Origin of the sequence: Micromonospora sp. AMSO31t (genome assembly GCF_008868175.1) — a bacterium.
Lineage (GTDB): Bacteria > Actinomycetota > Actinomycetes > Mycobacteriales > Micromonosporaceae > Micromonospora.
The window spans coordinates 14,841-28,585 of record NZ_WBKT01000071.1 but is presented as its reverse complement, the minus strand read 5'-3'; the positions used below and the strand labels follow the sequence as shown (position 1 = coordinate 28,585).

Annotated in this window: 14 protein-coding genes and 1 tRNA gene; 4 read left to right on the top strand and 11 right to left on the bottom strand. The window is 72.1% G+C overall.

Annotated features, from left to right (window positions below; all coding sequences use genetic code 11):
- From F8274_RS17340 to xerC, 3 genes are all read left to right on the top strand, one after another.
- The coding region (locus F8274_RS17340; RefSeq protein WP_370518244.1) for a replication initiator at positions 1 to 545 on the top strand (545 nt) is incomplete at its 5' end.
- Positions 546 to 612: 67 nt separating this feature from the next.
- Positions 613 to 831, top strand: a complete 219-nt coding sequence (locus tag F8274_RS17335) for a helix-turn-helix domain-containing protein (protein WP_151463435.1) — start codon at positions 613 to 615, stop codon at positions 829 to 831.
- The gene (xerC, locus tag F8274_RS17330; RefSeq protein WP_151463434.1) at positions 828 to 1,961 is read left to right on the top strand and encodes a tyrosine recombinase XerC; all 1,134 of its coding nucleotides are present in this window, start codon (positions 828 to 830) and stop codon (positions 1,959 to 1,961) included. The genes F8274_RS17335 and xerC overlap by 4 nt, the downstream gene beginning before the upstream one ends.
- A gap of 69 nt (positions 1,962 to 2,030) precedes the next feature.
- Here the strand turns inward: xerC and F8274_RS17325 are convergent.
- The 9 genes from F8274_RS17325 to ald form a co-directional block, all read right to left on the bottom strand.
- Positions 2,031 to 2,104: transfer RNA gene (locus tag F8274_RS17325), tRNA-Pro, on the bottom strand.
- Between the two features lie 159 nt (positions 2,105 to 2,263).
- Positions 2,264 to 3,646, bottom strand: a complete 1,383-nt coding sequence (gene der, locus F8274_RS17320) for a ribosome biogenesis GTPase Der (RefSeq protein ID WP_192579874.1) — start codon at positions 3,644 to 3,646, stop codon at positions 2,264 to 2,266.
- A 20-nt stretch (positions 3,647 to 3,666) separates the two neighbouring features.
- On the bottom strand, positions 3,667 to 4,347 hold the full coding sequence (gene cmk, locus F8274_RS17315; RefSeq protein ID WP_151463432.1) for a (d)CMP kinase: 681 nt from the start codon (positions 4,345 to 4,347) through the stop codon (positions 3,667 to 3,669).
- 163 nt (positions 4,348 to 4,510) lie between these two features.
- The gene (locus F8274_RS17310; RefSeq protein ID WP_151463431.1) at positions 4,511 to 5,281 is read right to left on the bottom strand and encodes a pseudouridine synthase; all 771 of its coding nucleotides are present in this window, start codon (positions 5,279 to 5,281) and stop codon (positions 4,511 to 4,513) included.
- Positions 5,268 to 6,320 (bottom strand): SMC-Scp complex subunit ScpB, encoded by a 1,053-nt coding sequence (gene scpB, locus F8274_RS17305; RefSeq protein WP_151463430.1) that lies wholly within the window; start codon positions 6,318 to 6,320, stop codon positions 5,268 to 5,270. Before scpB ends, F8274_RS17310 begins: the two co-directional genes overlap by 14 nt.
- 4 nt (positions 6,321 to 6,324) lie before the next feature.
- Positions 6,325 to 7,338: a ScpA family protein gene (locus tag F8274_RS17300; RefSeq protein ID WP_151463429.1), complete on the bottom strand. Its 1,014-nt coding sequence runs from the start codon at positions 7,336 to 7,338 to the stop codon at positions 6,325 to 6,327.
- A gap of 41 nt (positions 7,339 to 7,379) precedes the next feature.
- Positions 7,380 to 8,303, bottom strand: a complete 924-nt coding sequence (locus F8274_RS17295) for a ParA family protein (RefSeq protein ID WP_091266519.1) — start codon at positions 8,301 to 8,303, stop codon at positions 7,380 to 7,382.
- Positions 8,304 to 8,554: 251 nt separating this feature from the next.
- Complete coding sequence (locus tag F8274_RS17290) at positions 8,555 to 9,472, bottom strand: site-specific tyrosine recombinase XerD (protein WP_151463428.1); 918 nt, start codon at positions 9,470 to 9,472, stop codon at positions 8,555 to 8,557.
- Positions 9,473 to 9,508: 36 nt separating this feature from the next.
- Positions 9,509 to 10,624 (bottom strand): alanine dehydrogenase, encoded by a 1,116-nt coding sequence (gene ald, locus F8274_RS17285; protein WP_151463427.1) that lies wholly within the window; start codon positions 10,622 to 10,624, stop codon positions 9,509 to 9,511.
- A 228-nt stretch (positions 10,625 to 10,852) separates the two neighbouring features.
- Between ald and F8274_RS17280 the strand changes: the two genes are divergently transcribed.
- On the top strand, positions 10,853 to 11,170 hold the full coding sequence (locus tag F8274_RS17280; protein WP_151463436.1) for a TM2 domain-containing protein: 318 nt from the start codon (positions 10,853 to 10,855) through the stop codon (positions 11,168 to 11,170).
- A gap of 67 nt (positions 11,171 to 11,237) precedes the next feature.
- Here F8274_RS17280 and F8274_RS17275 read toward each other — a convergent pair whose 3' ends face one another.
- Together F8274_RS17275 and F8274_RS17270 are read right to left on the bottom strand one after the other, a co-directional pair.
- Positions 11,238 to 11,843 carry an NUDIX hydrolase gene (locus F8274_RS17275; RefSeq protein WP_151463426.1) on the bottom strand — a complete coding sequence of 202 codons (606 nt, stop codon included), beginning with the start codon at positions 11,841 to 11,843 and terminating at the stop codon, positions 11,238 to 11,240.
- Entirely contained in the window at positions 11,840 to 13,597 is a 1,758-nt protein-coding gene (locus tag F8274_RS17270; protein WP_151463425.1) for a CTP synthase, read from the bottom strand. The genes F8274_RS17275 and F8274_RS17270 overlap by 4 nt, the downstream gene beginning before the upstream one ends.
- Positions 13,598 to 13,745: the final 148 nt, after the last annotated feature.

Here is a 13,745-nt window from a genome sequence, read left to right as displayed (position 1 = left end):
AGCCCGCCGGCTGGCGCATCGCCTGGGGCGAGCAGGTCGACGTGCGTCCGGTCAGCGCCGATGGTGAGGTCACAGACGGGAAAGTCGCCGGCTACCTCGCCAAGTACGCCACCAAGAGCACCGAAGCCACCGGCCACGTGTCCCGCCGGCTCGACGGCGACGTCATCGACCTCTACGCCGACGAGCACGGCACCCACCCGGAACGTCTCATCGACGCCTGCTGGGCCCTCGGCGGCCACCGTGACTGGCAGATGCTTCGGCGCTGGGCGCACATGCTCGGCTTCGGCGGCCACTTCCTGACCAAGAGCCGCCGCTACTCGGTCACCTTCCGCCTTCTCCGCGACGCCCGTGTCACCTGGCGACGTACGGAGGGCGGCCACGAGTACGCCGACCAACCCGGGGAGACGACCCTCGTCGTCGGCCTCCTCACCTACGCCGGCTCCGGCTGGCGCACCACCGGAGACGCCCTCCTCGCCAACACCGCCGCCGCCATGGCCCGCGAGCGACACGACATCGCACGAGAGGAACTGCTCATCGCCGCCTGACCCGGCCACCGATCCACCGTCAAGCCTGCCTTGACGGTCAACCTGTCCCCGATGGAAGGAGCACCAACTGACCGCACCCGCCCTCGACGCGCCAGCAAAGGCGCTCTACCGCATCCCGGAGGCGATGCGACTGCTCAGCCTGTCCCGGTCTGTGATCTACGAACAGATCCGCGCCGGCCGGCTGCGCACCGTCCGGCAAGGTCGAACGCGCCTCGTGCCCGCCGCCGCGATCACCACCTACGTCGACCTGCTCGAACAGGAAGCCCAGAAAGGAGGCAACCGATGACCACCCGCCGCGCCCGAGGAGAAGGCGGCCTGCACTGGGACGAATCCCGGCAACGCTGGATCGCCACCGTCACTGTCGGCTACACCCCAGCCGGCAAGCGCATCGTGCGCAAAGGCAGCGGCAAGACCAAGACCGAAGCACGCACCAAACTGCGGGAGAAGATCCGCGACTACGAAGACGGCCTCGCCCTCGTCCGAGATGGGCACACCGTTGCTGATGCTCTCAACGACTGGCTGGCCTACGGGCTGAACCGACAGTCTGAGAGCACCAAGGCGAACTACGCCACCCTCGTGAACTCCCACATCGTCAGCGACCTCGGGGCGAGGAAGCTGCGGGACCTCACCGCGACCGACATCGACCGTTGGCTCATGGGCAAGGCCCAGCATCTGAGCACCCGGACACTTCGACTCCTCCACTCCTTGCTGAACCGCGCGGTCAATCGGGCCATGGCGCGGGACAAGGTCAAGCGCAACGTCGTGGCGCTCTGCGCCGTTCCCACCGGTCGCGGCGGCCGTCCCTCCAAATCACTGACGCTCGACCAAGCCAAGGCGCTCCTGGTGGCTGCGGAACGCAGCTCGTTGCACGCCTACATCGTGGTCTCACTGCTGACCGGTGCCCGTACCGAGGAACTGCGGGCGCTCACCTGGGCGCATGTTCACCTCAAGGGCAAGCCGACCAACGAACCGCCGTTGCCGCCCTCCATCCAGGTCTGGCGCTCCGTACGCGCCGATGGGGACACCAAGACCAGGAAGTCGCGTCGCACCCTGGCCCTGCCCGCCCGGTGCGTCACCGCGCTCGCCACTCACCACGAGGACCAGGGCCAGCCCTCCGCTGACCGACTCGTCTTCGTCTCCACCGCCGGCACCGCCCTCGATCGGCATAACGTGCTGAGGGCATTCCGCCCCGTCGTCGCCAGAGCGGGCCTCGACCCGCGCGACTGGACACCCCGCGAGCTGCGGCACAGCTTCGTCTCGCTGCTCTCCGACAGCGGCGTGAGCATCGAACAGATCGCGGACCTCTGCGGGCACTCCGGCACGACCGTCACCGAGAGCGTCTACCGGCACCAACTGCGGCCGGTGCTCCTCGGCGGTGCCGTAGCCATGGATCGGATCTTCGACGCTGAGGCGTAGTCACTCAGTTAGTCACCCGGACGCGAGAAGAGGGCATATCCATCGATCGGATATGCCCTCTGATCAGTGTCGGGACGGCCGGATTCGAACCGACGACCCCTTGACCCCCAGTCAAGTGCGCTACCAAACTGCGCCACGTCCCGATGCCCCCGCGCGGCGTTCCCCGCGGCAGCCGGTACAGCTTAGCGCAAGATCTTCCGACCCGCGCACAGGCCCCACCGGTGCTGGGAGCCACTCCCCCTAGGGCGTCCTAGGAAGAAGCCGCCGGGGATGGGACCCCCGGCGGCTTCTCGTAGGCGGCGTCAGCCGTGGGCCTTGCCCCGGCCGCCCGGGCCGAGCTTCTTGCGCGGGCGGACCGAGATGTCGATCGGGCTGCCCTCGAAGCCGAACTCCTCGCGGAGCTTGCGCTCCACGAACCGCTGGTAGCCGGCGTCGAGCGGGCCGGTGGTGAAGAGCACGAAGCGCGGCGGGGCGACGCCGGCCTGGGTGGCGAAGAGGATGCGCGGGGCCCGGCCGCCGCGCACCGGGTGCGGGGTGGCCTGGACCAGCGCGGTGAGCCACTGGTTGAGCTGGGCGGTCGGGATCCGGGTCTCCCAGCTGGCCAGGGCCTTGTGCAGCGCCGGGGCGAGCTTGTCGACGGCCCGGCCGGTCTTGGCCGACAGGTTCAGCCGGATCGCCCAGGGGATGCGGCGCAGCTCCCGGTCGATCTCCTTGTCCAGGTAGTAGCGGCGGTCCCCGTCGACCAGGTCCCACTTGTTGAACGCGATGACCAGGGCCCGGCCGGCCTCCACCACCATGGTGAGGATGCGCTGGTCCTGCTCGCTGATCACCTCGCTGGAGTCGAGCAGCACCACGGCCACCTCGGCCGCCTCGATCGCCGCGGCGGTGCGCAGGCTGGCGTAGTACTCGGTGCCGCTGGCCTTCCCCACCCGCTTGCGCAGGCCGGCGGTGTCGACCAACTGCCAGGTCTCCCCGCCGATCTCCACGAGGCTGTCCACCGGGTCGACGGTGGTGCCGGCGACCGCGTCGACCACCGCGCGCTCCTCGCCGGAGAAGCGGTTGAGCAGGCTGGACTTGCCGACGTTGGGACGGCCGACCAGGGCGACGCGGCGCGGGCCGCGCGGGCGGTTCTCCACGATCTTCGGCGCCTCGGGCAGTGCCGCCATGATGGCGTCGAGCAGGTCGCCGGAGCCACGGCCGTGCAGCGCGGAGACCGGGAACGGCTCACCGAGGCCGAGCGACCAGAGCGCGGTCGCCTCCATCTCGATGGCGGTGTTGTCGGCCTTGTTGGCCACCAGGATCACCGGCTTGGCGCTGCGCCGCAGCATCTTCACGGCGGCCTCGTCCACGTCGGTCGAGCCGACCACGGCGTCGACCACGAAGAGCACCACGTCGGCGGTGACGACGGCCGTCTCGGCCTGGGCGGCGATGGCCGCGGCCCGGTCCTTGGCGTCCGGCTCCCAGCCGCCGGTGTCCACCACGGTGAACTGCCGGCCGTTCCACTGCGCGTCGTACGGCACCCGGTCCCGGGTCACCCCGGGGATGTCCTCGACGACCGCCTGGCGACGGCCGATGATGCGGTTGACCAGGGTCGACTTGCCCACGTTGGGGCGGCCGACGACGGCCACCACCGGCTGCGGGCCGGTCGGCTCACCGGGCTCGAGCTCCGGCTCGCGCAGCTCCACCCAACCGCCGAAATCCTCGCTCACGCCACACCCCGCTCGCTGAGCAGCGCGTGCAGCCGGGCGACGACCTCGTCGATGCCCAGCTCGGTGGTGTCCAGCACGACCGCGTCGGGTGCCTGCTGGAGCGGGTTGACCTTACGGGTCGAGTCCAGCTTGTCGCGACGGGCCAGGTCGGCGGCGGTCGCCGCGACGTCCACGGCGTCCTCGGCGCTGCGCCGCTGGGCGCGGGCCGCCTCGGAGGCGGTGAGGTAGACCTTCAGGTCGGCGTCGGGCGCCACGACGGAGCCGATGTCGCGGCCCTCGACCACGATCCGGCCGGCGTCGGCGATCACCTGCCGCTGGCGGGCGACCAGCAGCTCACGCACCGCGCCCACGGCGGCCACGGCGGAAACCGCCCCGGTCACCTCGGGACCGCGGATCTCCTTCGCCACGTCGACCCCGTCGGCGGTCACGCCGTACCCCTGGGGGTCGGTGCCGATGCGCAGGTCGACCTCGCCGGCGACCTTGGCCACCGACTCGGTGTCGGTCAGGTCGACGCCGGAGCGCAGCACCACCCAGGTGAGCGCCCGGTACATCGCGCCGGTGTCGAGGTAGCGGGCCCCGAGGCTGACCGCGAGCCGCCGCGACACGGTGGACTTACCCGAACCGGACGGCCCGTCCACAGCGACCACGCAGCGCCCGGCCCGTACGTTTTCCTCCACCGTTGTCCTCCTCAGCCCGTACCTCGCGGGTCGCCGGCTTGTCCGGCGCCGTTGAGCGGTTGTGTTTCCTCGTCAATCATCCCGCGCCGCGCGGGTCGGCCGCGCGCGATGGCGCCGCGGGCCGCGTCGAAGCCTACCGGGAGCCGTACCCCGAACGACGGGGTCAGTCACCCACGGCCTTGAACAGGGCGGCGACCTCCGCGTTGGTCAGCCGGCGCAGCCGCCCGGTGCGCAGGTCGCCGAGCTTGATCGGACCGATCGAGGTGCGGATCAGCCGGGACACCGGGTGTCCCACCTCGGCCATCAGGCGCCGGACGATGTGCTTGCGCCCCTCGTGCAGGGTCAGCTCCACCTGGGCGGTTTTGCCCAGGGTGCCCACCACCTTGAAGGAGTCGACCTTCACCGGCCCGTCCTCCAGCTCGACGCCGGCCGTCAGCCGCTTGCCCAGGTTGCGCGGGATCGGCCCGGCCACCTCGGCGAGGTAGGTCTTGAGCACCTCGTACGACGGGTGCATGAGCTTGTGGGCGAGGGTGCCGTCGTTGGTGAGCAGGAGCAGGCCCTCGCTGTCGGCGTCGAGCCGCCCGACGTGGTAGACCCGCTGCTCCAGCCGCGCGCCGATGAAGTCGGCGAGCTCGGTGCGGCCCTTCTCGTCGGCCATGGTGGTGACCACCCCGCGCGGCTTGTTCATGGCCACGTAGACCAGGCGGACGTCGGCCTGGAGCCGCTCTCCGTCGACGTGGATGACGTCGCGCGTCGGGTCCGCCTTGTCGCCGAGCTGGGCCACCCGCCCGTTGACGGTGACCCGGCGCCGGAAGATCAGGTCCTCGCAGGCGCGCCGCGACCCCACCCCCGCGGCGGCGAGCACCTTCTGCAGGCGCTCGGCGCCCTCGTAGACGGGGGCGTCGGGTTTGGGGGCACGGTCATCGCGTCGCATCGGCAAGCTCTTCTACGTCGTCGGGCAGGAAGGGGGCCAGGGGCGGCAGGTCGTCCACCGAGTTCAGCCCCAGCTTCTCCAGGAACATCGTGGTGGTCCGGTAGAGGAACGCACCGCTGTCCGCTTCGGTGCCGCACTCCTCGACCAAGCCGCGGGTCACCAGCGTACGGATCACGCCGTCGCAGTTGACGCCCCGGATGGCGGAGATCCGCGACCGGGTCACCGGCTGCTTGTAGGCGATCACCGCGAGCGTCTCCAGCGCGGCCTGGGTCAGCCGGACCGTCTGGCCCTCCAACACGAACCGCTCGACGTAGGTCGCGTATTCCGGGCGGGTGTAGAGACGCCAGCCACCCGCGGCCCGGCGCAGCTCGAAGCCGTGCCCGGCGGCGGTGTAGCCCGCGGCTATCTCGTCCAGCATCGGGCCGATCCGCTCCGGGGACTGTTCGAGGACCTGGGCCAGGGTCAGCTCGCTGACCGGCTGGTCCACGACCAGCAGGATGGCCTCCAGCGCGCCGCGCAGCTCGGCGTCGTCCAGCACCGGCGCGGGCTCCGGCTCCGGCCGCCGCCGTCCCCGCTTTCCGGGTACGCCGCCCGCGCCGCGCTCCCCCTCGGGCTCGCCGGATCGGGCTTCGGAGTGAGCGAGCCCACCGGCCAGGGCGTCGGCCTCTGCGAGCAGGCCGTCCCCGAACCCGCTGGGCAGGGCGTCGGGGTGGGCGAGCCCGTCGGGGCCGATCGTCTCGTCGGCGCTCGGGGCCGCCGCGGCCGGCTCGCCCGATCCCGACGCCACCTCCGGCTCCGCCGCGCTCTCCCCCACCGGATCTTGGACAGTTTCCGTTCGAGCCGAACGGTAAGTCTCCAAGATCTCCGGGTCGGCGCCGGCGGACGCCGGCACGGACGGCTCCGGCTCGGCGGGCGTCGCCGTGGACTGCTCCGGCTCGGCTGGTTTCTCGCTGGTGGCGGGCGGGGTCGGCCGCTCCCACGGGGGGACCCAGGCGGCTGCCTGGTCGGCCAGCGAGTCGCGGCGTTCCTCGTCGCTCATCGGGTCACTCCTGTGTCGGCGCGGCGTCGTCCGCCGCCGCGGCCTGCGTCGACGGGCTGTCGTCCGCCGTCGCGGCCGGTGTCGGCGCGGACTCCTCCGCCGGGGCGGACGGTGTCGCGGACTCCGGGGAGCCGGCGTACTCGTCGATGGTCAGTTCGGTGTCGCCGTCGGCGGAGCCGGTCCAGCGCACGGTCAGCTCCTCCAGCGCCTGCTCCTGGACGAAGGCCACGAGCCCCTGCCGGTAGAGCTCCAGCAGGGCCAGGAAGCGCGCCACCACCTCCAGGGTGATCTCGCAGTCGGCGCAGAGCAGCGAGAAGCTGGCGGTGCCGGCGCGGCGCAGCCGCTCGGAGAGGATCTCGGCGTGTTCCCGGACGCTGACCCGGACCATGTGCACGTGCGCGATGGACACCTCGGGCACCGGCTTCGGGGTCATGGCCCTGAGCGCGAGCTTGAGCAGCCGTTCCGGGCCGATGCCGAGCACCAGGTCGGGCAGCGCCTCGGCGTACCGGGCCTCCAGGGTGACGGCCCTCGGGTAGCGGCGCCCGCCGACCGACTCCAGCTCGGCGATGTGCGCCGCCGCCTCCTTGTACGCCTTGTACTGCAACAGCCGGGCGAACAGCAGGTCCCGGGCCTCCAGGAGGGCCAGGTCCTCCTCGTCCTCCACCTCGGCGGAGGGCAGCAGGCGGGCCGCCTTCAGGTCCAGCAGCGTGGCGGCGACCAGCAGGAATTCGCTGGTCTCGTCGAGGTCCCACTGGTCGCCCATGGCCCGCAGGTACGCGATGAACTCGTCGGTGACCTTGTGCAGGGCCACCTCGGTGACGTCCAGCTTGTGCTTGCTGATGAGCTGGAGCAGCAGGTCGAACGGGCCGGTGAAGTTGTCCAGCCGGACGGTGAAGCCGGTGGTCTCCTCGACGGTGGCCGGGTCGGCGGGCACCACGCCGTCGACCTCGGCGGCCAGCTCGGCGGCGGCCACCGGGTCGGCGGCGCCGTGCGGCGGGTCGAGGGGCGGTGCGGTCACCGGCAAACCGTAGTCCACGACCGGGTCACCCGGCGTGCGGCCTACCGCTCCGCCTGGGCGGCGATCACCTCGCGGGCGAGCTGCCGGTAGTTGCGCGCGCCCGAGGAGGCCGGGTCGAGGGTGGTGATCGGGGCACCGGCCACCGTCGACTCGGGGAACTTGACGGTCTTGGTGATCACCGTCTGGTAGACCTTGTCGCCGAACGCCTCCACCACCCGCTGGAGCACCTGGCGGCAGTGGGTGGTGCGACTGTCGTACATGGTGGCGAGGATTCCTTCGAGCTCCAGGTCGAAGTTGAGCCGCTCGCGCACCTTGTCGATGGTGTCCAGCAGCAGCGCGACACCGCGCAGGCTGAAGAACTCGCACTCCAGCGGGATGAGCACGCCGTGCGCCACGGTCAGCGCGTTGATCGCCAGCAGGCCCAGGGAGGGCTGGCAGTCGATCAGGATGAAGTCGTACTCCTTGCGGATCGTGCGGAGCACCCGGGCCAGGGCCATCTCGCGGGCGACCTCGTTGACCAGCTGGATCTCGGCGGCGGAGAGGTCGATGTTGGCGGGCAGCAGGTGCAGGCCGGCCACGTCGGTCTTGATCAGCACGTCCTCGGCGGTGACGTCGTCCTGCATGAGCAGGTTGTAGACCGACAGGTCGAGGTTGTGCGGGTTGACGCCGAGGCCCACGGAGAGGGCGCCCTGCGGGTCGAAGTCGACGAGCAGCACCTTGCGGCCGTATTCGGCGAGGGCGGCGCCCAGGTTGATGGTGGTCGTGGTCTTGCCGACGCCACCCTTCTGGTTGGCCATCGCGATGATCCGCGCCGGGCCGTGCCGGTCGGTCGGCATCGGCTCGGGGATCGGCTTGCGCATGGTGTAGGCGGCCGGGTCGGCGGGGCCGAGGTCGGCGCCCAGCGTCGCCTGCTGCTCGCGGAGCTCCGACGTCCAGGTCTCGGCACGGTCACCGTTTCCTGCCATGTCCTCGTTGCCCCCTCCCGACGACCACCCGGCGTCGGAGCCGTCCGACGTCCCTCGCGGCGCCGCTGCGCACCCCCGGTCCGTCACCCCTGGAGGCCCGCGCCGAAGCCGACTGTACGCCACGTGCCAGCAGCGCGTTCGGTAGCGGGTCGGCGTGTCGGGCAGCGGTCAGCCGGGACGCTCGTTCGTTCGCGACTGCGGGGCTCGCAACCCCGGCGCAGGGGCTCGCATCCCCGGCGCACTCCCCGCGCTCACCCGTGGGCGCGTGGGTGCGCGGTGGCGTAGACCTCGCGCAGCCGTTCCACGGTGACCAACGTGTACACCTGGGTGGTGGTCACCGAGGCGTGGCCGAGCAGTTCCTGCACCACCCGCACGTCGGCGCCGCCGTCGAGCAGGTGGGTGGCGTACGAGTGGCGCAGGGTGTGCGGGGAGACCGCCTCGGGCCCGTCGACCGGCAGGCCGGCGCGTTCGGCCGCGGCGCGCAGCACGGTCCAGGCACCCTGCCGGGTGAGCCGTCCGCCGCGGGCGTTGACGAACACCGCCGCGGTGCCCCGGCCGGCGGCCAGCAGCGCCGGGCGGCCCCGGACCAGCCAGGCGCGCAGCGCCTCGGCCGCGTACCCGCCGACCGGCACGAGCCGGGTCTTCCCGCCCTTGCCGTGCAGCAGCACGGTCCCGGCGTCGAGGTCGAGGTCGTCCACGGCGGCGCCGACCGCCTCGGAGATGCGCGCGCCGGTGCCGTACAGGAATTCCAGCAGCGCCCGGTCGCGCAGCGCGCGGGGCGCGGCCTCGCCGGTGGCGGTGACCGGGCCGGCGGTCTCCAGCAGCCGCACGACGGCGTCGACCGGCAGCGCCCGGGGCAGCCGGCGCGGCGGGGCGGGTGGGCGGACGTCGCGGCCGGGGTCGGCGCCGGCCATCCCCTCGCGCAGCGCGAAGCGGTGCAGGCCGCGCACGGCACTGGCCGCGCGGGCGGCGGAGGAGACGGCGAGCGGCGGGTGGTCGGCGTCGCCGCCGCGCAGCCGGGCCAGGTGCGCCTCGATGTCGGCGGCGCCGACGGCCGCCAGGTCGGTCACCCCGGCGGCGGCCAGGGTGGACAGGTAGCGGTCCAGGTCCCGGCGGTAGGAGGCGAGGGTGTTCGCGGACAGTCCCCGCTCGACGGTGAGATGGTCCAGGTAGCCCCGGCCGCTGCGGTGGTCAGGCTGTGCCCCTCAGTTGAGCACCTCGGCCAGCGGCAGCACGTCCATGCCGTGCGCCTCGGCGACCGGGCCGTAGACGACCTGGCCGGCGTGGGTGTTCAGGCCGAGGGCGAGCGCCGGGTCGTTGCGCAGCGCGCCGCGCCAGCCCTGGTTGGCCAGCTCGAGGGCGTACGGCAGGGTGACGTTGGTCAGCGCGTAGGTGCTGGTGTTCGGCACCGCGCCCGGCATGTTCGCCACGCAGTAGAAGATCGAGTCGTGCACCTTGTAGACCGGGTCGGCGTGCGTGGTCGGGCGCGAGTCCTCGAAGCAGCCGCCCTGGTCGATGGCGATGTCGACGAGCACGCTGCCCGGCTTCATCCGGGAGACCAGCTCGTTGGAGATGAGCTTCGGGGCCTTCGCGCCGGGCACCAGCACCGCGCCGATGACCAGGTCGGCGTCGAGCACGGCCCGCTCGATCTCGTACGCGTTGGAGGCGACGGTCTGCAGGTGGCCGCGGTAGATGGCGTCGGCCTGGCGCAGCCGGGCGACGTTCTTGTCCAGCAGCAGCACCTCGGACTGGAGGCCCAGCGCGATGGCGGCGGCGTTCAGGCCGGAGACGCCGGCGCCGATGACCACGGTCTTGGCCGCGTACACGCCGGAGACGCCGCCGGGCAGCACGCCCCGGCCGCCGCCGGTGCGCATCATGTAGAAGGCGCCCACCTGCGGGGCGAGCCGGCCGGCCACCTCGGACATCGGGGCGAGCAGCGGCAGCGAGCGGTCGGGCAGCTCGACGGTCTCGTAGGCGATGCCGGTGACCTTCCGGTCCAGCAGCGCGTCGGTGCAGTCCTTCGAGGCGGCCAGGTGCAGGTAGGTGAAGAGCACCTGCCCCTCGCGCATCCGGTGGTACTCCTCGGCGATCGGCTCCTTCACCTTGAGCACCAGCTCGGCGGTGTCCCAGACCTCGTCGGCGGTGGCCAGGATCTTGGCGCCGGCGGCGGCGAACTCGTCGTCGGTGATGCTGGAGCCGACGCCCGCGCCGGACTCGACGAAGACCTCGTGGCCGTGGCGGGTGAACTCGTTGACGCCCGCGGGCGTGATCGCCACGCGGTACTCGTGGTTCTTGACCTCGCGTGGGATTCCGACCTTCACGATGCAGACACCTTCCTCGGGGACGCTCACCCCCGACTGCGCGGCGCCGCGACGGCCCCTTTGCCGACACGGTCCACCGGTCCCGCCCGGCGGCAGTCTAGGCGCGTGGGAACCCCACGGAGGCCAACACAGTGACATCCGGTGCCCGGTCGTGCTGACGGTGTGTCAGGCATCGATCGGGCTGTGCGGTGGAGACCGCCTCAGCCGTCAGGACAATCTTCGGTAAATATCCTTCCACCGACGGGGCGGCGGTGCGGACAGGAGCGCTGTCGATCACTAGGGTGTCCGCTCATGACCACTCCTCCTTACCAGCAGTACCCGCAGGGCGTCTCGGACAAGAGCAAGGTCGTCGCGGGCATCCTGGGCATCCTGCTCGGCTTCTTCGGCGCCGGGCGTTTCTACATGGGCGACACCAAGACCGGCGTTCTCCAGCTGGTCGTGAGCGTCGTGACCTGCGGCTTCGGCGCCCTCTGGGGCACCATCGACGGCATCCTGATCCTGGTCAACGGTGGCGTCGACGGGCAGGGCCGTCCGCTGCGCGACTGACCGTCGACACAGCGGAAGGGGCCGCGCGGTGTTCGCACCGCGCGGCCCCTTCGTCGTCCGACCCCGGTCAGCGGGGCAGCGGCGCCTCCGGGCGGCGCAGCTCGGCGAAGCCGGTCTCCCGGGCCCGGGCCGCGGCGAGCAGCCCGGCCACGCAGGAGGCGTTGGTGATCTCGCCGGCCAGGACCATCCGGACCGCCTCGTCGAGGTCGACCCGGACGACCTGGAGGTCGGCCTCCTCGTCGCGCCGGTCGTGCCGCTCCTCGGCGGGCACGTCGGCGAGGTCGCGGGCCAGGAAGACCCGGACCACCTCGTTGCTGAACCCGGGCGAGCTGTGCAGGTCGACCAGGACGTCGATGCTGCCGGCGGTGAGATCGGCCTCCTCGGCCAGCTCCCGGGCCGCCGCGGTGGCCAGGTCCTCGCCCCGGACGTCCATCAGCCCGGCGGGCAGCTCCCACAGGTGCCGGCCCACCGGGTGCCGGTACTGCCGGATCAGCACCACCTGGCCGGCGTCGTCGAGGGCCACCACGGCCACCGCGCCGACATGCGTCACGTAGTCGCGGGTGGCGGTGCCCCCGCCCGGCATGGTGACGTCGTCGCTGACCACCGAGAAGATCCGGCCGGACCAGATCTCCCGGTGCCCGGCCACCTCGTACCGGTGCTCCACCGCACTCACGACGCCGACGCCGCCTTCGCCGCCGCGGCGCCGCCGTTGCGGCCCGCCTTCTTCGCCGCCGCGGCCTCCGCCGGGGCGTCCAGGTCGACCGGGAGCTGGTCGGCCTCGGAGTACGCCACGGCGGCCTTCACGAACGCCGCGAAGAGCGGGTGCGGCCGGGTCGGCCGGCTCTTCAGCTCGGGGTGCGCCTGGGTGGCCACGAAGAACGGGTGCAGGTCCCGGTCCAGCTCGACGAACTCGACGAGCCGGCCGTCCGGCGAGGTGCCGGAGATGGTCAGGCCGGCCTTGGTGAGCTGGTCGCGGTAGGCGTTGTTCACCTCGTACCGGTGCCGGTGCCGCTCGCTGACCTCGGTGCTGCCGTACGCCTCGGCGACCAGCGAGCCCTCGGCCAGCTTCGCCGGGTACGCGCCGAGCCGCATGGTGCCGCCCAGGTCGCCCTTGCCGGCGACGATGTCCTCCTGGTCGGCCATCGTGGCGATGACCGGGTGGGTGGCCTCCTCGTCGAACTCCAGCGAGTTCGCCCCGTCGAGGTGGGCCAGGTGGCGGGCCACCTCGATGGTCATGCACTGCAGGCCGAGGCAGAGGCCGAGCAGCGGGATGCCGTTCTCCCGGGCGTACCGGGCGGTGCCGATCTTGCCCTCGATGCCACGGACGCCGAAGCCGCCGGGGATCACGATGCCGTCGACGCCGGCCAGGGCCGCCGCCGCACCGGCCGGGGTCACGCAGTCGTCGCTGGGCACCCAGCGCAGCTGCACCCGGGCCCGGTGGCCGAAGCCGGCGGCCCGGATCGCCTCGCTCACCGACAGGTACGCGTCGGGCAGGTCGACGTACTTGCCGACCAGCGCGACGGTCACCGTGTGGCGGGGCTGGTGCACCCGGTCGAGCAGGTCGTCCCAGCGGGTCCAGTCCACGTCCCGGAAGGAGAGGCCGAGCCGGCGCACCACGTACGCGTCGAGGCCCTCCCGGTGCAGCACCTTGGGGATGTCGTAGATGCTCGGCGCGTCCGGGGCGGCGGTGACCGCCTCCCGGTCGACGTCGCAGTAGAGCGAGAGCTTCTCCTTGACCTTGTCCGGGATCTCCCGGTCGCAGCGCAGCACCAGGGCGTCCGGCTGGATGCCGATGCTGCGCAGCTGCGCCACCGAGTGCTGGGTGGGCTTGGTCTTCAGCTCACCCGACGGGGCCAGGTAGGGCACCAGCGACACGTGCAGGTAGAAGCAGTTGTCCCGGCCCAGGTCGTGGCGGACCTGGCGGATCGCCTCCAGGAACGGCAGCGACTCGATGTCGCCCACCGTGCCGCCGACCTCGGTGATCACCACGTCGGGGACCTGGCCGTCGGCGTCCGGGTCGGCCATGCCGAGGATCCGCGCCTTGATCTCGTTGGTGATGTGCGGGATGACCTGGACGGTGTCGCCCAGGTATTCGCCGCGCCGCTCCTTGGCGATCACCGCCGAGTAGATCTGCCCGGTGGTGACGTTCGCCTTGCCGGACAGGTCCCGGTCGAGGAAGCGCTCGTAGTGGCCGACGTCGAGGTCGGTCTCGGCCCCGTCCTCGGTGACGAAGACCTCGCCGTGCTGGAACGGGTTCATCGTCCCGGGGTCGACGTTGAGGTACGGGTCGAGCTTCTGCATCACCACGCGGAGCCCGCGCGCGGTCAGCAGGTTGCCGAGGCTGGAGGCGGTGAGGCCCTTACCCAGCGAGGAGGCGACGCCCCCGGTGACGAAAATGTGCCTGGTCGTCCGTGCTGAAGGGGCCAAGGCCTGCTCCCGTGTCGTCCGTAGCGGTCGTGCGAACCGCCGTGCCGATCAGCCAAGTGATCACGCGATCCACGGGATTCCACGGTAACACCTCCCCGGCCGCACGGCGGCGTCGCACCCGCCGTCGGCGCACGTGAAGCCGGGTTCG

Coding starts and splice junctions, on each gene's coding strand:
- xerC (WP_151463434.1), top strand. CDS start 828: ATGACCACCCGCCGCGCCCGAGGAGAAGGCGGCCTGCACTGGGACGAA.
- F8274_RS17310 (WP_151463431.1), bottom strand. CDS start 5,281: ATGCGACGCGATGACCGTGCCCCCAAACCCGACGCCCCCGTCTACGAG.
- scpB (WP_151463430.1), bottom strand. CDS start 6,320: ATGAGCGACGAGGAACGCCGCGACTCGCTGGCCGACCAGGCAGCCGCC.
- F8274_RS17295 (WP_091266519.1), bottom strand. CDS start 8,303: ATGGCAGGAAACGGTGACCGTGCCGAGACCTGGACGTCGGAGCTCCGC.